Raw genomic sequence first — 15,932 nt, 5'->3', positions numbered from 1 at the left:
GGCGCACGCGCCCGGCGGCCCGGCCGCGGGTCCGCGTCCACGCCCGGGCGCGCGGCGCGGGCACCGCTCCCCGGCCGAAGGTCAGGCCCTGGCGCGCGTACGCCGTGGTGGCGGCGATCGTGCTGTCCGTCGTCGCCGGGCTGCTGCTCTACCTCGACGAACGCTCCAGCCGCGGCCGCGTCCAGGTGGTCGGGACGGTGCCCGGCCCGGACTTCCTGGAGGTCGACGTGACGCTCCAGCGGGTGGACGCGGCGGCGCAGACGCTCACCGCGAAGGTCCTGGTCCACCCGCACGGCGCCCTGGAGCAGCCGGACAGCCTGCTGGTCCCGGCCCGGGACGTGGTGCTGGAGACCACCTCGCTGGAGCAGACCGTGCTCAGGTACCCGGCCGGGCAGCAGGTCGCCTCCAGCGCGGTGGCGTTCAGCCTCCTCGACGGCCGGGTCACCGACTACCCCTTCGACCACTACCACGCGCTGATCGGCTTCCAGGCCACCGCCGGCGGGCAGCCCGTCCCGGTGGTGATCGGCGTGGAGGAGGCCGACCCCTTCTTCGTCTTCAAGCAGGCCGAGCAGCAGAGCGAGGGCGGCGCCGTCGTGGTGACCGAGCGGATCAGCCGCTCGCGCAGCACCTTCATCCTGGCCTGGTTCATGATGGCCGCGATGTGGGCGCTGGCGCTGTCCGTGCTGGTGGCGGCCTGGCTGATCGTCCGCCAGCGGCGCGGCATCGTCTGGCCCGCCCTCGGCTGGATGGCGGCCACGCTGTTCGCCCTGGTCGGCATGCGCAACGCCGCGCCCGGCAGCCCGCCGATCGGTTCGCTGCTGGACTACGCGGCGTTCTTCTGGGCGGAGCTGCTGGTCGCGGTCGGCCTGACCATGGTCGTGGTGCGGGGCGCCCGGATCGAGGGCGGGCACCGGGAGTAGCGGGTGCCCGGGCGCACGTGTCCGGCGGCCCGGCCACCCGGCTCAGGGGTTCGGAGGTTCAGGGGTTCTGAGGCCCGGAGGCTCAGGGGTTCAGGCGTCGGGCACGACCACCGTCAGCGAGGTCTCCTGGAGCCGGAAGCCCAGCGACTCGTAGACCCGGCGGGCCGGGTTGCCCTCGGACACCACCAGCGTCACGTCCGCGAGCCCGCGCTCGGCGGCGTCCCCGACGGCGCGGCGCAGCAGGTCGGCGCCGAGGCCGCGGTAGCCGCGCTCCGGGTGGCGGAAGACGTCGCCGATCCAGGGCAGGCCGTCGCGGTCGGTGAGGATCAGCCCGGCGACCACGCGGTCCTCGGCGTCCACGGCGAGCAGGCTGGACGGCAGCACCGGGCCGATGACCTCGCCCTCCAGCAGCGGGGTGATCCGCTCGGCCACCACCCGGGCGTCCTCGCCCGGGTAGAAGTCGACGTGGTCGGGGGCGAAGGCGGCCCGCCAGGCCTCGTACAGCTCCTCGGGCGCGCGGTCGCAGGGCACCGCCCGCAGGCCCTCGCGCAGCGGCGTCCCGGCCCAGTCGGCGGGCGGGGGGTCGGCGCGCAGGTCGCGGCGGAAGGTGTGGGCGTGCCGCAGCACCCGCGCGCCGTGCGCCACCAGCTCCTGCCCGAGCCCGGGCGGGCCGGAGACCACCCAGCCGGGCAGCTCGGCCCGGACGAACGCGGCGGCGTCCACCGACTCGTCCAGGACCTCCAGCAGGTCGGCCCAGGGCCGGCCCTCCCGCTCGTCCAGCAGGTAGCGCAGCACCGGCTCGCCGTCGGTACCCCGCCTGACCACCCAGTCCTCGGCCATGGCCCACCCCACAATCGCGTGATCGTTCGTCGGCGGCCATGTTCACCGAGGCCCCGGCGTCCGGCAACCGGTTATTTCCGGCCACCACCGCGTCGGGCCGTCATCGTGCCAGGGGCCGTCACTGAGTCAGGCCACCACCGCGTCGGGCCGGCACCGCGTCAGGCAGCCACCGGGTCAGGCCACCACCGCCGCCCGGACGCAGAGCACGTCCGGCAGGTGGGAGACCAGCAGGGACCAGCTCTCGCCCTCGTCCCGGCTGCCGTACACGTCGCCGGTCCGGTTGCCGAAGTAGATCCCGGCCGGGTCGGCGTCGTCGGTGCGCAGGGCGTCGCGCAGCACGATGCCGTAGTGGTCCTCGCCGGGCAGGCCGTGGGCGAGCTGCTGCCAGCTGGTGCCGGCGTCGGTGGTGCGGAAGACCCGGCAGCGGCGGCCGGGCGGGATGCGGTCGTCCGAGCCGCCGAGCGGGAAGACGTAGGCGGTGTCGGCCCGGCGGGGGTGGGCGGCCACGGCGAAGCCGAACTCGGCGGGCAGGCCGTCCACGATCGAGCGCCAGCTCGCGCCCCAGTCGTCGCTGCGGTAGACGCCGCCGTGGTTCTGGAGGTAGAGCCGGTCCGGGTGGACCGGGTCCGGGGCGATCTTGTGCACGCACTGGCCGAACTCCGGGTACTGGCTCTCCTCCGGGAGGAACTCGGCGCGCAGGCCGGTGTTGGAGGGCTGCCAGCTGTCGCCGCCGTCCTTGCTGCGGTAGACGCCGCCGCTGGAGACGGCGACCAGCAGCCGCTGCGGGTCGCGCGGGTCGGTCAGGATCGTGTGCAGGCCCTGGCCGCCGTAGCCGGCGCCCCACTGCGGCCGCTGCGGGTGGTTCCAGAGCGCCTCGACCAGCGCGAAGGTCTCGCCGCCGTCGGTGGAGCGGAACAGCGCGGCGGGCTCGGTGCCCGCGTAGACGACGCCGGGGGCCTTCGCCCCGGCGGGCTGGAGCTGCCAGACCCGGGTGAGCGAGGCGCCGGTGGACTCCGGGAAGCGGATGGCCGGCCGCGGGGGCTCGTACCAGCTCGCGCCGAGGTCGTCGGAGCGCCAGATCGACGGCCCCCAGTGGCTGCTGTCGGCGCCGGCCAGCACTCTGGTCCGGCCGTCGCGGCGGTCGACGGAGACGGAGTAGATCGCGTTCATCGGGAAGTGCGGCCCGCTGAACTCCCACGTCAGCCGGTCGCGGCTGCGGCCGAGAAAGAGGCCCTTCTCGGTTCCGACGGCCAACAGCACCTCGGTCATGTCTCACACCACCTGGTCACGAGCAACGGCCCCCCGGGACGGCCCCCGAGTGCCAGTGTCCCGCCGTCCACCGGTGGTCACATCTCGCCGCGCCGACCGCCCGGGGGCCGTCCGTGCCGGGGGTGCCGCTACCCCCGGCAGTCCTCCAGCAGCCGCAGCCAGACCTCGCTGATCGTCGGGTACGAGGGCACCGCGTGCCAGAGCCGGTCGATCGGCACCTCGCCGACCACCGCGACGGTCGCCGAGTGCAGCAGCTCGGCGACCCCGGGGCCGACCAGGCAGGCGCCGACGATCACCTGCCGGTCCAGGTCGAAGACCACCCGGGCCCGGCCGCGGTAGCCGTCGGCGTACAGCGAGGCCCCGGCGACGGAGCCGATCTCGTGGTCGACGGTCCGTACCCGCAGTCCGGCGGCCTCGGCGGCGGCCCGGGTCAGGCCGACGGCGGCGACCTCGGGCTGGGTGAACACCACCTGGGGCGCGCCCGCGAGGTCGGCGGACGCGGAGTGCGCGCCCCAGCGCGAGGTGTCCAGCGGGCGCCCCTCGGCGCGGGCGGCGATCGCCGCGCCGCTGATCCGCGCCTGGTACTTGCCCTGGTGGGTGAGCAGCGCCCGATGGTTGACGTCCCCGACGGCGTAGAGCCACGCGCCGTCCACACCCTCCGCGCCGTCCACGCCGAGCACCGTGCAGCTGTCGTCCACCTCCAGCCAGCCGCCCGGCTTCAGGCCGACCTGCTCCAGCCCGATGTCGGCGGTGCGCGGGGCCCGGCCGGTCGCGTACAGCACCTCGTCGACGGTCAGCGTCCCGTCCCCGCCCTTTCCGTCCCCGCCCTGGCCGTCCCGGGCGGCGAGGGTGAGGGTCACCGGCCCGGAGCCGTCCGCCCGCTCCAGCGCGGTGACCTCGGTGCCGAAGCGGAGGTCCACCCCGGCCGCCCGCAGGCCCTCCGCGACCAGCTCGCCCGCGAACGGCTCCATCCGCGGCAGCAGCCCGTCACCGCGGACCAGCAGCACCACCTCGGAGCCGAGCGCCCGCCAGGCGGCGGCCATCTCCACCCCGACCACCCCGCCGCCGACCACCGCCAGCCGCCCGGGGACGGTCTGCGAGCCGGTCGCCTCCCGGTTGGTCCACGGGTGGGCCTCGGCGAGCCCCGGCACGTGCGCGGGCAGCACCGGGCGGCTGCCGGTGCACACCGCGACGGCGTGCCGGGCGGTGAGCACCCGCTCGCTGCCGTCCTCGGCCTCCACCGTCACCGTCCGCACCCCGGCCAGCCGGCCGTGGCCGCGCACCAGCTCGATGCCGGTGTCCCGCAGCCACTCCACCTGGCCGTCGTCCTTCCAGTCGGAGGTGAAGGAGTTCCGCCGGGCCAGCATCGCGGCCGGGTCCAGCCGCCGGTCGCCGACCGCCTCCCGGGAGCCGGCCACCGCGCGGGCGTCGGCCAGCGCGGCCACCGGCCGCAGCAGCGCCTTGCTCGGCATGCAGGCCCAGTACGAGCACTCGCCGCCGACCAGCTCGGCCTCCACGATCACGGTGCGCAGCCCGGCGGCGACCGTCCGGTCGGCCACGTTCTCGCCGGTCGGGCCGGCCCCCAGGACGATGACGTCGTACTCCTCGGCGGTGCTGGTCATGCCCTGTCCTCCGTCGTCTCGATGGCCGCCCCGGCCCGCCGGGCGGGGGCGGCGGGCGTGCGCCCACGGGTGTCGAGCGGCCGGTCGCGCCCGACCCCGGGCCCGCCGCTGCCGCCTGCGGTTCCGTACCCGAGCGTGACCCGGACCGCCCACCGCGGCCACTTCTCGCGCCGGTCGCGCGAGCGCGGGACGCGTGGGGCGAGAAGGGAGCGCGGGGTGAGCGGGGCGCGGGAGCCGAGCGGGGCACGCCGCGGGCCGGCCGGCCCCGGACCGCCGTCCGGCCGGAACTCCGGCACGGCGTCCGGCGGTTCGGTCCGGCTGGGCTGCTCGCGCACGGGTGCTCGCTCCTCGCTCGGGTACGGCGTGGGCCCCATCCTGCCGGTCCGGGCGCGGTTGCGCGACGGACGGACACGCCGAGGGCGCCGTGGGACGCACCACCGGGCACGGACGGGACAGGGCGAGGAGACGGACCGGCGGCCGGACGGGCGGGTTCAGAGCGCGGCGAGCTCCGCCAGCAAAGCCGCCGTGTCGGCCGGGCGGGAGAGCATCGGCCAGTGCCCGGTGGGCAGTTCGCGCAGCTCCCAGTTCGGCCCGGACATCCCGGCGAAGTACGGGTGCCCGGCGGCGATCAGCTCGCGCACCTGGGAGAGCGGGAAGGAGCAGGAGACCAGCGCCTGGGGCAGCGCGGCCCCGGCACCGGTCAGCCGCAGCCGGTCCCGGAACGCCCCGGCCGGGTGCGGGGTGGCGCGGGAGCGGATGGACGCGAGGGCGGCCTCGTCCAGCCCCGCCGTGCTCGTGCCCTGCTCGCCCAGGTACTCCCAGGACGGCAGCGGGAGGCGGCCGTCGACCACCGAGGCCTCGGCCGTCTTCTGGTAGTCGGGCTGCCAGAGGTCGTACACCGACGAGCCGTCGATCAGCGGGCCGCTGTCCAGGTAGACCACCCGGCGGATCCGCTCCGGCATCCGGTCCGCGAGCCCGCCCACCGGGGCACAGGCGCCGCTGTGGGCGACCACGACGACATCCGACAGGTCCTCCCGGACCAGCAGCCCGGCGAGGTCGGCGATGTGGTCCTCCAGCCCGAACTCGCCCTCCTCGCCCGCGCGTTCGCCCACTCCGGGCAGACTGACGGCATACACCCGGTGCCCGGCCGCGCGCAGCGGCGCGGCCACCTCGTCCCAGGCCCAGGCGCCGATCCAGAATCCGGGGACCAGTACGAACGTGCTCATGGCGGATCGCTCCTTCGTCGGTGGGAAGTCCGGGGAGGCCGCGACGAGCCGTGGACGTCTCGACGGGCGGCCCGCGAGGGGCTCCGTCGAGGCGGGGCCTCCTCCACCGCCGACTCTAGGATCGGATCCGGACAGAAGTCGCCCGGATTTCCGCCGAGGAAAGGAGTACGCACGATGGAACACCCGGTCAGCCGTGTCCTCGCCCTGCTGGAACTGCTCCAGGACCGCCCCGGCCTGACCGGCGCCGACCTGGCCGCCCGGCTCGACGTGGACGAGCGCACCGTCCGCCGCTACGTCGCCCGGCTGACCGAACTCGGCATCCCCGTCGAGGCCGACCGCGGCCGCTACGGGGGCTACCGCCTGCGGCCCGGCTACCGGCTGCCGCCGCTGATGCTCACCCCGGACGAGGCCGCCTCCGTCGTGCTCGGCCTGCTGGCCGGCCGCAGCTCCGGCCTGTCGGTGGGGGAGGAGGCCACCGGGACGGCCCTCGCCAAGATCCAGCGGGTACTGCCGCAGCCGCTGCGCGAGCGCGTGGCGGCCGTCGAACAGACCCTCGGACTGACCGCCACACCCGCCACCGGCCCCGGCCCGGCCGCCGCCGCGCTGTTCACCCTGGCCGAGGCGGCCCGCCGCCGTCGCCGGGTGCGGCTCGCCTACCGGGACCGGGAGGACCGGCCCAGCGAACGCGACTTCGACCCGTACGGGCTGGTCTTCCACTCCGGGCGCTGGTACACCACCGGGCTCGACCACCGCAGCGGCGAGCCGCGCACCTTCCGGCTGGACCGGATCACCCGGGTCGAACAGGGTGAGGCCGGCTTCGAGCCGCCGGAGGACTACGACCCGGTCCAGCGGGTGGTGGAGTCGCTGGCCGGCGCGCCCTGGCGGCACCGGGTGGAGGTCGAGCTGCGGACCACCCTCGCCGAGGCCCGCCGCCGACTGCCGCCCGCCGTCGGCACGCTCACCGAACTCGCCGAGGGCCGGGTGCTGCTACGGGCCCGGGCGCAGAACCTGGACGGCGTCGCGGTGCTGCTGGCCGGCCTCGGGTGGCCGTTCACCGTCCGGGAACCCGCCGCGCTGCGCGCCGAGGTGCGGGCGCTCGCGGACCGGCTCGCCGCCTGGGGCGCCGAGCCGTCGTGACGGCGGGTGCGGCGGCGGACGGCCCCGGGGAGCGGGGAGCGGGCATGCCGAGGGCCCGGGGAGCTTCGACTCCCCGGGCCTTGGGGCCTGTCTTCGGACGTCCGGATCAGGCCTGGCCGCCGGCCGCCCGCTCCTCGGCGACCTTGCGCTTCACCTCGGTCATGTCCAGCTCGCGGGCCTGGCCGATCAGGTCCTCGAACACCGCCTCCGGCAGCGCACCGGGCTGCGAGAAGACCAGCACGCCCTCACGGATGATCGCCAGCGTCGGGATCGACTGGATGTCGAACGCGGCCGCCAGCTCCTGCTGCGCCTCGGTGTCCACCTTGGCGAAGACCAGGTCCGAGTGGCGCTCGGCGGCCTTCTCGTACACCGGGGCGAACTGGCGGCACGGCCCGCACCACCCGGCCCAGAAGTCGATGAAGACGAAGTCCTTGCCCTCCGGGCCCGGGACGATCTCGTCGAAGTTCTCCTTGGTCAGCTCGACCGTGTTGCTCATCTCGTGATTCCTTCCCTTCCGGACGTGGCGGTTCAGGCCATGTGCCCGCCACAACCGTCCCGGTCGGCGGGGTATTCCGGCGGCGTTCCGGCGGTTGCCGGAGCCAGGGAGTGAGCAGCCGGCGGCCGCCGCCCGTACGGAAGGGTGTCCGGTCCGTTCCGACCCCTTCCCCCCGAGGGAGGCACCCCATGCGCAGCACACTCCGCACCCGGCGGACGCTCGCGCTGACCGCGTCCGGCATCGCGGCGGCCGCCCTGATCGCCGGCTGCGGATCGTCCGGCGGCTCCTCCGGTCCGTCGAGCAGCCCGAGCAGTCCGGGCACCCCGGCGGCCGTCACCCTGCAGACCGCCCAGGACCCGAAGCTGGGCACGATCGTCACCGACAGCGCGGGCTTCACGCTCTACCGCTTCGACCAGGACCGGAACAGCCCGCCGGAGTCCTACTGCAACGGCAGCTGCGCCGTCATCTGGCCGCCCGAGCACGCCGACGGCAACGGCAACGTCACGGTGAAGGGCATCGACAGCAAGCTGGTCGGCACCGTCACCCGCGACGACGGCACCAAGCAGGTCACCCTGAACGGCTGGCCGGCCTACCGCTACTCGCCGGACACCAAGCCCGGCGACACCAAGGGCCAGGGCGTGGCCGGCACCTGGTTCGCGCTGACCCCGACCGGCGGCAGGGCGGGCGCCGCGAACTCCGGCCCGATGAACCCGACGCCCGGCACCCCGGCACCGGGCAACCCGATGCCCAGCACCCCGGGTTACTGACCGGTTCCGATGACCGGTTCCGATGACCGGCTCCGACCGCCCTCGCCCAGGAGGCCCGGGTGCGCAACGATGAAGTGGTGACCGAGGAGCACCCCGTCGGCCGCACCGGCGGCCACGACACGGGGGCGCCGGACGAGGACCTGATGCGCGCCCTGTACCGGGAGCATGCCGGTCCGCTGTTCGGGTTCGTGCTCCACCTGGTCGCCGGGGACCGGCAGCGGGCCGAGGACGTCGTGCAGGAGACCCTGCTCCGCGCCTGGCGCAACATCCACCGGCTCGACCCGGAGGCCGGCTCGCTCCGGCCCTGGCTGGTCACCGTCGCGCGGCGGATCGTGATCGACGGCCACCGCAGCGCCATGGCCCGGCCGCGCGAGGTGGACGCCTCGGCACTGGAGCAGCTGCCCGCCGAGGACGAGATCGACCGGGCGCTGCGGATGATGACCGTCGCGGACGCGCTCGGCGACCTCTCGCCCGTGCACCGGGAGATCATCGTCGAGACCTACCTGAAGGGTCGTACGGCCAACGAGGCGGCCGCCGAACTCGGCATCCCGGCCGGGACGGTGCGCTCGCGGGTGTTCTACGCGCTGCGCTCGCTCAGGCTCGTGCTGGAGGAACGGGGAGTGACATCGTGACCAGGCACCCCGACCGCGACCCCGTCCCCGACCCCGATCGGGCGCCCGGTGGCCCGGTGCACGCCGACGCCGGCGCGTACGTCCTCGGCCTGCTGGAACCCGCCGAGCGCGCCGCCTTCGAGCAACACCTCGCCGGCTGCCCGCAGTGCGCCGAGCAGGTGACCCAACTCGGCTCGGTGGAGCCGTTGTTGGCCGAGTACGCGGCCACCGCGCGGGCGGCCGGAACGGACCCGGCCGGTCCCGCCCCGCAGCCGGACCCCCGACTGCTGGACCGGCTGGTCGCCGAGGTCGGTGCCACCCGGCGGCGGGGCCGGGTGCGGCGGCTGGTGCTGGCCCTGGCCGCCACCGCGATGGTGGCGGCCGGCCCCGCCGTCACCGCCGCGGTGCTCCCCGCCGACAACACCCCCGCCGTGGTCGCGGTGGCCGAACAGTTCAGCGCCACCGACCCGGGCACCGGCGCGCACGCGACCGTCGGCCTGGACGGCACCACCTGGGGCACCCAGGTCAGCCTGCAACTCTCCGGCGTCCAGGGCCCGTTGACCTGCAGCCTGGTCGCCGTCTCGCACACCGGCGAGCAGCAGACGGTCACCACCTGGTCCGTCCCGGCCGGCGGCTACGGTAACGGCGGCGGGGGAGGCGACGGCACCGTGCGCACCACCGGCGGCGCGGCCTTCCGACTGGCGGACATCGACCACTTCGAAGTCCGCGTCCAGGACGGCGGCGCGCTACTGGTCGCGATCCCCGTACACCACCCCTGACCCCCAGTGGATCGTGTACGACTCCAAGCGCTCCACCCGGGCCTCGCCCCGGACACCCGGCCAGTACGGGCTCGGCTCGCCGCCGCCGGTCATGTGCTCCCGACCCCAGATCCGGCTCCAGCCGGTCCGCAGCGCCGGCTCGAAGCTGTGCCACCGCCCGCAACCGCAGGGTGTCAGCACCCGCGCGCAGCAGCGGCACAGCTCGGCCCGGCCGTGGCCGTGACCGTCGCCGCGGTCGTCGCCGGGGCCGGTCGGGAGCGGCACCGGCGGGCCCTGCTCCCCACAGGCCGGGCACCCGGGCAGCACGGCACCGTCCAGCAGCGCGTTCTGCCGCCGGACATAGTCGGGCAGCCGCAACGGCGGGTGCAGGAACGGGTCGTGCTCCCAGGCCGCGTTCGGCGACCCCCACCAGCGCGCGTGCCACCAGGCCGTCTCCGGAGGCAGCCGCCGCCCGGCCCGCTTCTGCGCCCGGCGCTGCTCCGCGTACTCCTCGGCCCTGGCCCGCCACAGCTCGCGCGCCTCGTGCAACTCGTCCACCGCGCGGACCAGGGCGTCCGGGTCGGCCTCCAGGAAGCGCGGAATCCGGGCGCTGACGGTGAGGTGGTGGTACGTCGCCCGCAGGCCGTACGGGGCGAAGCGGGTCAGGCAGGTGCGCAGCGCGCTGTGCCGCCGGTACGGCGGGAGCGAGGCGTCGTGCACCCGGGCCCGGTGGGTGTGGAAGCTGGTCATGACGGCGGCTTCAGGTCCAGGTCCGGGTCCAGGTCCAGGGCTCGGGCGAGCGCGGCGGTGACGGCGGCGGCGTGCCCGGGCAGCTGCCGCTCGGCCCAGCCCGCCGCGAGCGCGAGGAAGTCGCGCAGGTCCCGCTCGACTCCGGCGAGCAGCCGGCGCAGTTCGTCCACCGGCAACTCGACCACCGGGCCCTCGTCGCCCTCGGCGTCCTGGGTCAGCCGGACCACCCGGCCGACGCACTCGGCCCGGGCGTCGGGGTCGTGGCCGAACCAGGCGGTGCCGGACCCGTCCGTGACGTCCAGCCACTCGCGCCAGTCCTCCAGCCCGTTGCAGCAGCCCGGCCTGAAGACGGCGCCGGTGGCGGAGTCGGTCACCACCAGCCCGCCGGGGGCGTACGGGTGCGGCTCGGTCAACAGCGCGTGCAGGAACGCGCCCAACGGGTCCGCCGGCCGGGGACCGCGCCCCTCGGCGTGCCCGGGGTCGGGCTCGACGTCATTGCAGTCCGCCAGCCGCCACACCGCCGTGCCCACCTCGTCCGACGTCAACCGCCCGTCCAGCGCGAGATCCCCGTACGGCCCGAGCTCGGCCGTCGGCCAGAGCGTGAAGCCGTCGGAGGCGAAGATCTCCAGGACCGGTCGCATCGACATCATCCGCCGATCATCCCGAACACACCCCCGCCCCGACCAGCCGTTTTACGTCCCGCCCCCAATCGACCTCCGCTGCCCGGCGGCCGTCGTTGAGCCGGCCTTCACTATGGCTCGGGTGGCCCTGTCATCCAGCCGATGCCCGCCGCCGTCGCTCGGCCGGCCTGTGCCGCGATGTGGGCCAGTGCGGGCCGGCTGTGTCAGGCAGAACTCCTCCCGACCGGTCTCCACCGCCCGACCAGTCCTTGGTGTTGGGCGGTTGTGCTCGACCGGCTCGCTATCCGACCGGCCCCCGCAAGGTACTTGAGTGGTCCTGCCGCTCAGCCGGAGCCCTCCGCCGTCGCCCCGGTGGTCGGTGCCGCGACGGGGACGAGTTCGGGCCGCAGCGGCGGGCGGCCATGGGTTGGTGAATGAGTGGGCCAGGTGGACCGGTTGATTGATGGTGGTGGCGGTGAGATGCCCCTCCAGGCGGTCTGCGCCGCGCTGCGGGCCAGTGAGGGCCCGCGGATTCGGGTAGAGCGCCAGCCAACCAGCCTTTGCCGTCGGGTGGTTGTGTTCGACCTGATCGCCATCCGACCGGCGTCCGCGAGGCGCTCGGGTGGCCTTGCCGACCAGTTGGAGTTCCCTGCCATCGCCTGGGCGCTCTGCGCCGCGATGTGGGTGAGTGTGGGCTGGCTGTGTCGGGCGGAGCGCTGCCCCAACCGGCCTCCGCTGCCCGGCGGCAGTCGTCCAGCCGGCCTTCACCATGGCTCGGGTGGCCCTGCCATCCAGCCGATGCCCGCCTCCACCGCCCGACCAGCCTTTGCTGTTGGGCGGTTGTGCTCGAACGGCTCGCCATCCGACTGGCCTCCGGGAGGCGTTCGGGTGGCTCTGCTGCCCAGCCGGATCCCTCCGCCGTCGCCCCGGTGGTCGGTGCCGCACCGCGGGCCGGTACGAGCCCACATCGTCGGGCGGCTATGGGTTGGACGCGCGGGGGCTGTGGATTGGTGAATGGGTGGGCCAGGCGGACCGGTTGATTGATGGTGGTGGCGGTGAGATGCCCCTCCAGGCGGTCTGCGCCGCGATGCGGGCCAGTGAGGGCCCGCAGGGTCGGGCGGAGTGCCGCTCAATCAGCACGCCACCTGATCGGCTTTTGCCATCCGACCGGCCAGGGGGCTCAGCCAGCCAGCCCGCCGACGCCTGCCGCCGTCGTTTGGACGGCGCGTGTCGGGATGTGGGCCAGTTGCGGGCCTTCGGTTTCGGGCAGAGCTTCTCCCGACTGGCCTTTGCCGTCGGGTGGTTGCCGCTCGACCGGGTCGCCGTCCGGCTGGCCTTCGCGAGGCGCTCGGGTGGCCACTCCGCCATCGCCTGGGCGGTCTGCGCCGCGGTGTGGGTGAGTGTGGGCCCGAAGTGTTAGGCGGGCTGGTTGATGACGGTGGTGGCGAGCGGGGGTGTGCCGGGGGATCGGGGGGTTGATGGCGGTGGGGCGCTGGTCAGGTGGCCTGGGTGGCGATGCGGGTGAGGACGCGTCCGCAGTGGTGGGCGAAGGCGCGTTGGGAGAGGGGGAGGAGTGGGCCGGCGAGGCGGGCGTACCAGGCGACGGGGCGGCTGAAGGCGGTGACGGAGAAGCGGACTTCGCCGTCGGGGGTGAGTGCGACCAGGAAGGTTTCCTCGCCCTGGGCCAGGTGGCCGGTCCTGGTGCCGTAGGTGAAGCCGTACCGGATCGGGCCGTCGACCATGGCCAGGACCCGGTTGGGGGCGCCGGCCCGCAGGGGGCCGAGGCCGATGGCGCAGTGCACGGCGACGCCGGGGGCGGCGCGGTCGGCCGTCGCGTCGATGCGGACGCCCGCGAGCCGGTGCATCCGCCAGTCGAGCAGGGCGGCGCCGGCGGCTTCCAGGGCGGGGCGGCCGTGGCCGATGAGGGCGCTGTGCCGCAGGTGGTTGTAGCCGGCGGGGAGGTGGCCGGTGCGGCTGGCGCCCTGTTCGGGGTAGCTGTAGTCGTTCATCGGGGGGTCTCCGTCGTGTCGGTCCGGGTGGCGTCGGTCCGGTCCGCGGTGATCCGGCGCCAGGCGAGCAGCGCGCAGAGGGCGAAGCCGAGCGCGTTGCCGACGCCGTGGGTGGCGGCCATCCAGGTCAGGGTGGGGTGGGGGAGTCCGGCGGCCCGGCCGAGTGCCCACCACAGGGCGAGCAGCATGGTGAGCGCGAGGACGGCCGAGGAGGCGGCGAGCAGGCGGGCGGTGGTCCGGTCGCCGCTGCGGGGGCGCAGGTCGCGCCAGGTGACCAGGCCGACCAGCCACATTCCGGTGGTCAGGACGGCGGCTCCGGCGAACTGCCACCAGTTGCCGAGGAAGTAGCCGGCCAGCACCAGCAGGGTGCCCGCCGGGACGCTGAGGGCCGCGCAGCGGGCCGGGGCGGAGCCCGGGCGGGCGGCGCGGCAGACCAGTCCGGCGACCAGGGCGGCGGTGAACCCGGCGTAGTGGAAGTGCGGGACGGTGAGCGCCAGGATGTGCGGTTCGAAGCCGAACAGCGGGTAGCCGGAGCGTTCGGCGACCAGGGCGACCCCGGCGACCGAGGGTGCGGCGAGCGCGGTGAGCACCGCGACCTCGGCGGGTGCGAGCGAGCGGGTGCGGGCCAGCCGCAGGGGGGCGTGCAGGGCGACGGCCAGGGTGCCGAGCGCGTAGAGCAGGGCGCAGCCGGTGGCGAGGCCGCCGCCGCGGGGCAGCCAGAGCGAGAGCGCGCCGGGGACGGCGGCGAGCGGCCAGAGCCGGCGGATCCGGGCGAGGCCGGGCTCGTCGACCAGGGCGAGGCCGAGCGGGACGACGGCTCCCATGCCGAGCAGGACCAGCAGGTCGACCAGTTCCGTGGTGCCCGGGCCCATCGCGGACACGGCCGTCGTGAGCGAAGCCATCGTGGACACACCCCCTTGAACGCGTTCAAATAGCTTGCGCCGCCGACTCTACGCGGCCGAGTTGAACGTGTTCAACTCGGCGCCGATGGCGCCCCCGGTGCCGCTCCGGCCGGCTGGCCTGGTGTTCACGGTGGGTGCGGCGCACTCTGGAGGGGTAACCGATGGAGGTGATCCGCCATGCAGACTCTGGTCGGTTGGCACATCGAGATGGAGTTCCGCGAAGAGGGGGCACGGACCAGCGCCGCCGCACTGCTGCGGCTGCGCGACGGGAGCGAACTGCGCGCCCACGGCTACAGCAGCCGCCACCCCTCCGACCCGGAACAGCTGAGGGTCGGCGAGGAGATCGCGGGGGCCCGTGCGCTCAACGAGCTCGCCTCGCAGCTGCTCACCAAGGCCCACGCCGAGATCCAGGAGGTCAGTCCGGTCCCGACCCATCCGCTGTCGTGACCTCCCGCCCGCTGCCAGCAGTCGCGTCGAGGTGCCGGAAAGCGGCGAGTGCCGGGGCAGGCCTTCTCAAGGCCCCGGCACTCGACGGAGGTTGACGACCGGACACGACGGCCCGTCAGTTGACGCAGTAGGTGGCCGGCGGGAGCCACTCCGGCCCGACCAGCCGCCGTTCCAGTTCGTTCAGCGTGATCCGGATGCCGACCGTCCCGGCCAGCCCCACCCGGAACCGGCTGCGGGCGAGCGCGATCAGTGCCGTCAGGCCGTACTTGTTGATCAGCGAGGTGCGGTAGCGGGCGGTGTCGTCGGCGTCGCAGAGCCGGGCCCGGGCCGGGATCCGGCGGCCGGTGGGGCGCCCGTGGGCGTCGCAGGGGCCGATCAGCACCCGGGGGTGGCGGCGGATCCGTTCGGCCTCGCCGGAGTGGGCCGGGGTCCAGACCCCGAGGGCCGTGCCGTCCTGCACCACCCAGAGCTGTGACTCCAGCCGGCTGCCGTCCTCGCCGAAGGTGGTGAGCAGGAGGTACCTGCTGTCGGCGATCCGGTCGGTCGGGTCGACCTGGTCGGTCCGGTCGCTTCGGTCGGTTCGGTCGTGCACCTGTCCTCCCTGTGCCATCGGGGGGTGCGGGTCAGTGCCCGTGGCCCTCGGTGATCTCGTGGAACTCCTCGGCGGTGGGCTTGGGGATCCGGCCGCCCTCGCCGTGGAACCCGCGGGAGAGCCGGGTCCGGGTGCGGGTGAGCACCCCCGCCGGGCGGGCCACTCCATTCTCGTCCACCGGGGCGGGCAGTTCGAGGGGGCGGGGCTGTTCGTGCGCCGTGAGCCGGTGCAGTTCCCGCGGCGTGAGCCGGGCGTGCACTTCGGTGAACTCGCCGTGCGGCAGGCGCTTGATGACACCCGTCTCGCGGCCGTGCAGCACCTTCTCCCTGTCGCGGCGCTGGAGGCCGAGGCACCAGCGCTTGGTGAGGACGAAGACGGCGACCGGGACGGCGAAGAAGCCGACGCGGGCGGCGTACGTGATGGAGTTGAGCGACAGGTGCAGGTGGGTGGCGATCAGGTCGTTGCCGCCGGCCGCCAGGGCCACCAGGTAGAGGCTGATCCAGGCGGCGCCGAGCGCGGTGCGGACGGGCGCGTTGCGCGGCCGGTCGAGCAGGTGGTGCTCCCGCTTGTCGTCGGTCACCCAGTTCTCGATGAACGGATAGACCGCGATGGCGCCCAGGACGAGCGGGAACAGCGCGAACGGGATGAGCACCCCGAGGTTGAGGGTGTGCCCCCACAGCCCGATCTCCCAGCCGGGCATGATCCGGATCAGGCCCTCGGCGAAGCCCATGTACCAGTCGGGCTGGGCGTCGGTGGAGACCTGGTCGGGACGGTACGGTCCGTACGCCCAGATCGGGTTGACGGTCGCGATCGCGGCGGCCAGCGCGACGATGCCGAAGACGAGGAAGAAGAACCCGCCGGCCTTGGCCAGGTAGACCGGCATCAGCGGCATGCCGACGACGTTCTTCTCGGTCCTGCCGGGGCCCGCCCACTGGGTGTGCTTGTGGTAGAAGACCAGGATCAGGT

At 74.8% G+C, this 15,932-nt stretch carries 18 protein-coding genes; 6 read left to right on the top strand and 12 right to left on the bottom strand.

Features of this window, described 5'->3' with window-relative positions; genetic code table 11:
* On the top strand, positions 1-920 hold a 920-nt coding region (locus ACWDCZ_RS34370; protein WP_449817913.1), incomplete at its 5' end, for a DUF4436 family protein.
* Positions 921-1,010: 90 nt separating this feature from the next.
* Here the strand turns inward: ACWDCZ_RS34370 and ACWDCZ_RS34365 are convergent.
* The 5 genes from ACWDCZ_RS34365 to ACWDCZ_RS34345 all read right to left on the bottom strand — a co-directional run bounded on the left by ACWDCZ_RS34365 (position 1,011) and on the right by ACWDCZ_RS34345 (position 5,877).
* On the bottom strand, positions 1,011-1,760 hold the full coding sequence (locus ACWDCZ_RS34365; protein WP_074002276.1) for a GNAT family N-acetyltransferase: 750 nt from the start codon (positions 1,758-1,760) through the stop codon (positions 1,011-1,013).
* Positions 1,761-1,934: 174 nt separating this feature from the next.
* Positions 1,935-3,029 (bottom strand): WD40/YVTN/BNR-like repeat-containing protein, encoded by a 1,095-nt coding sequence (locus ACWDCZ_RS34360; protein WP_449817911.1) that lies wholly within the window; start codon positions 3,027-3,029, stop codon positions 1,935-1,937.
* Between the two features lie 128 nt (positions 3,030-3,157).
* Entirely contained in the window at positions 3,158-4,651 is a 1,494-nt protein-coding gene (locus ACWDCZ_RS34355; protein ID WP_449817910.1) for a dihydrolipoyl dehydrogenase family protein, read from the bottom strand.
* Positions 4,648-4,986 (bottom strand): hypothetical protein, encoded by a 339-nt coding sequence (locus tag ACWDCZ_RS34350; protein WP_449817909.1) that lies wholly within the window; start codon positions 4,984-4,986, stop codon positions 4,648-4,650. The genes ACWDCZ_RS34355 and ACWDCZ_RS34350 overlap by 4 nt, the downstream gene beginning before the upstream one ends.
* 156 nt (positions 4,987-5,142) lie before the next feature.
* A complete protein-coding gene (locus tag ACWDCZ_RS34345; protein ID WP_449817908.1) occupies positions 5,143-5,877 on the bottom strand; it encodes an alpha/beta fold hydrolase in 735 nt (244 codons plus the stop codon).
* Positions 5,878-6,051: 174 nt separating this feature from the next.
* Between ACWDCZ_RS34345 and ACWDCZ_RS34340 the strand changes: the two genes are divergently transcribed.
* Complete coding sequence (locus ACWDCZ_RS34340; RefSeq protein WP_380738425.1) at positions 6,052-7,014, top strand: helix-turn-helix transcriptional regulator; 963 nt, start codon at positions 6,052-6,054, stop codon at positions 7,012-7,014.
* A gap of 106 nt (positions 7,015-7,120) precedes the next feature.
* Here the strand turns inward: ACWDCZ_RS34340 and ACWDCZ_RS34335 are convergent, their stop codons facing one another.
* Complete coding sequence (locus ACWDCZ_RS34335) at positions 7,121-7,510, bottom strand: thioredoxin family protein (protein WP_049655132.1); 390 nt, start codon at positions 7,508-7,510, stop codon at positions 7,121-7,123.
* 188 nt (positions 7,511-7,698) lie between these two features.
* Between ACWDCZ_RS34335 and ACWDCZ_RS34330 the strand changes: the two genes are divergently transcribed.
* The 3 genes from ACWDCZ_RS34330 to ACWDCZ_RS34320 are packed head-to-tail and all read left to right on the top strand — an operon-like array spanning position 7,699 to position 9,667.
* Positions 7,699-8,277: a hypothetical protein gene (locus ACWDCZ_RS34330; RefSeq protein ID WP_449817907.1), complete on the top strand. Its 579-nt coding sequence runs from the start codon at positions 7,699-7,701 to the stop codon at positions 8,275-8,277.
* Between the two features lie 59 nt (positions 8,278-8,336).
* Positions 8,337-8,909, top strand: a complete 573-nt coding sequence (locus ACWDCZ_RS34325; RefSeq protein WP_449817906.1) for a sigma-70 family RNA polymerase sigma factor — start codon at positions 8,337-8,339, stop codon at positions 8,907-8,909.
* Complete coding sequence (locus ACWDCZ_RS34320; protein ID WP_449817905.1) at positions 8,906-9,667, top strand: zf-HC2 domain-containing protein; 762 nt, start codon at positions 8,906-8,908, stop codon at positions 9,665-9,667. Before ACWDCZ_RS34325 ends, ACWDCZ_RS34320 begins: the two co-directional genes overlap by 4 nt.
* On the opposite strand, the gene ACWDCZ_RS34315 is transcribed toward ACWDCZ_RS34320, so the two are convergent.
* From ACWDCZ_RS34315 to ACWDCZ_RS34300, 4 genes are all read right to left on the bottom strand, one after another.
* Complete coding sequence (locus ACWDCZ_RS34315; protein ID WP_449817904.1) at positions 9,635-10,396, bottom strand: hypothetical protein; 762 nt, start codon at positions 10,394-10,396, stop codon at positions 9,635-9,637. The genes ACWDCZ_RS34320 and ACWDCZ_RS34315 overlap by 33 nt on opposite strands.
* Positions 10,393-11,046, bottom strand: a complete 654-nt coding sequence (locus ACWDCZ_RS34310) for a hypothetical protein (RefSeq protein WP_449817903.1) — start codon at positions 11,044-11,046, stop codon at positions 10,393-10,395. Before ACWDCZ_RS34310 ends, ACWDCZ_RS34315 begins: the two co-directional genes overlap by 4 nt.
* A 1,466-nt stretch (positions 11,047-12,512) precedes the next feature.
* The gene (locus tag ACWDCZ_RS34305; protein WP_449817902.1) at positions 12,513-13,025 is read right to left on the bottom strand and encodes a DUF1990 family protein; all 513 of its coding nucleotides are present in this window, start codon (positions 13,023-13,025) and stop codon (positions 12,513-12,515) included.
* On the bottom strand, positions 13,022-13,927 hold the full coding sequence (locus ACWDCZ_RS34300) for a YndJ family protein (RefSeq protein WP_375875203.1): 906 nt from the start codon (positions 13,925-13,927) through the stop codon (positions 13,022-13,024). The genes ACWDCZ_RS34305 and ACWDCZ_RS34300 overlap by 4 nt, the downstream gene beginning before the upstream one ends.
* A 177-nt stretch (positions 13,928-14,104) precedes the next feature.
* Between ACWDCZ_RS34300 and ACWDCZ_RS34295 the strand changes: the two genes are divergently transcribed.
* Entirely contained in the window at positions 14,105-14,374 is a 270-nt protein-coding gene (locus tag ACWDCZ_RS34295) for a DUF1876 domain-containing protein (protein WP_049655118.1), read from the top strand.
* Positions 14,375-14,489: 115 nt separating this feature from the next.
* Here ACWDCZ_RS34295 and ACWDCZ_RS34290 read toward each other — a convergent pair whose 3' ends face one another.
* Together ACWDCZ_RS34290 and ACWDCZ_RS34285 are read right to left on the bottom strand one after the other, a co-directional pair.
* Positions 14,490-14,966 (bottom strand): PPOX class F420-dependent oxidoreductase, encoded by a 477-nt coding sequence (locus ACWDCZ_RS34290; protein ID WP_063780248.1) that lies wholly within the window; start codon positions 14,964-14,966, stop codon positions 14,490-14,492.
* A gap of 31 nt (positions 14,967-14,997) precedes the next feature.
* On the bottom strand, positions 14,998-15,932 hold a 935-nt coding region (locus tag ACWDCZ_RS34285), incomplete at its 5' end, for a cytochrome b N-terminal domain-containing protein (RefSeq protein ID WP_449817901.1).

The organism is Kitasatospora sp. NPDC001225 (assembly GCF_053597855.1).
The sequence above is the reverse complement of the archived record's forward strand: the minus strand, read 5'-3'. Positions and strand labels throughout refer to the sequence as shown.

Bases quoted from the DNA above. Each gene is read 5' to 3' on its own strand.
- ACWDCZ_RS34365 (WP_074002276.1), bottom strand. From the start codon at position 1,760: ATGGCCGAGGACTGGGTGGTCAGGCGGGGTACCGACGGCGAGCCGGTG.
- ACWDCZ_RS34360 (WP_449817911.1), bottom strand. From the start codon at position 3,029: ATGACCGAGGTGCTGTTGGCCGTCGGAACCGAGAAGGGCCTCTTTCTC.
- ACWDCZ_RS34355 (WP_449817910.1), bottom strand. From the start codon at position 4,651: ATGACCAGCACCGCCGAGGAGTACGACGTCATCGTCCTGGGGGCCGGC.
- ACWDCZ_RS34345 (WP_449817908.1), bottom strand. From the start codon at position 5,877: ATGAGCACGTTCGTACTGGTCCCCGGATTCTGGATCGGCGCCTGGGCC.
- ACWDCZ_RS34340 (WP_380738425.1), top strand. From the start codon at position 6,052: ATGGAACACCCGGTCAGCCGTGTCCTCGCCCTGCTGGAACTGCTCCAG.
- ACWDCZ_RS34335 (WP_049655132.1), bottom strand. From the start codon at position 7,510: ATGAGCAACACGGTCGAGCTGACCAAGGAGAACTTCGACGAGATCGTC.
- ACWDCZ_RS34330 (WP_449817907.1), top strand. From the start codon at position 7,699: ATGCGCAGCACACTCCGCACCCGGCGGACGCTCGCGCTGACCGCGTCC.
- ACWDCZ_RS34315 (WP_449817904.1), bottom strand. From the start codon at position 10,396: ATGACCAGCTTCCACACCCACCGGGCCCGGGTGCACGACGCCTCGCTC.
- ACWDCZ_RS34310 (WP_449817903.1), bottom strand. From the start codon at position 11,046: ATGATGTCGATGCGACCGGTCCTGGAGATCTTCGCCTCCGACGGCTTC.
- ACWDCZ_RS34305 (WP_449817902.1), bottom strand. From the start codon at position 13,025: ATGAACGACTACAGCTACCCCGAACAGGGCGCCAGCCGCACCGGCCAC.
- ACWDCZ_RS34300 (WP_375875203.1), bottom strand. From the start codon at position 13,927: ATGGCTTCGCTCACGACGGCCGTGTCCGCGATGGGCCCGGGCACCACG.
- ACWDCZ_RS34295 (WP_049655118.1), top strand. From the start codon at position 14,105: ATGCAGACTCTGGTCGGTTGGCACATCGAGATGGAGTTCCGCGAAGAG.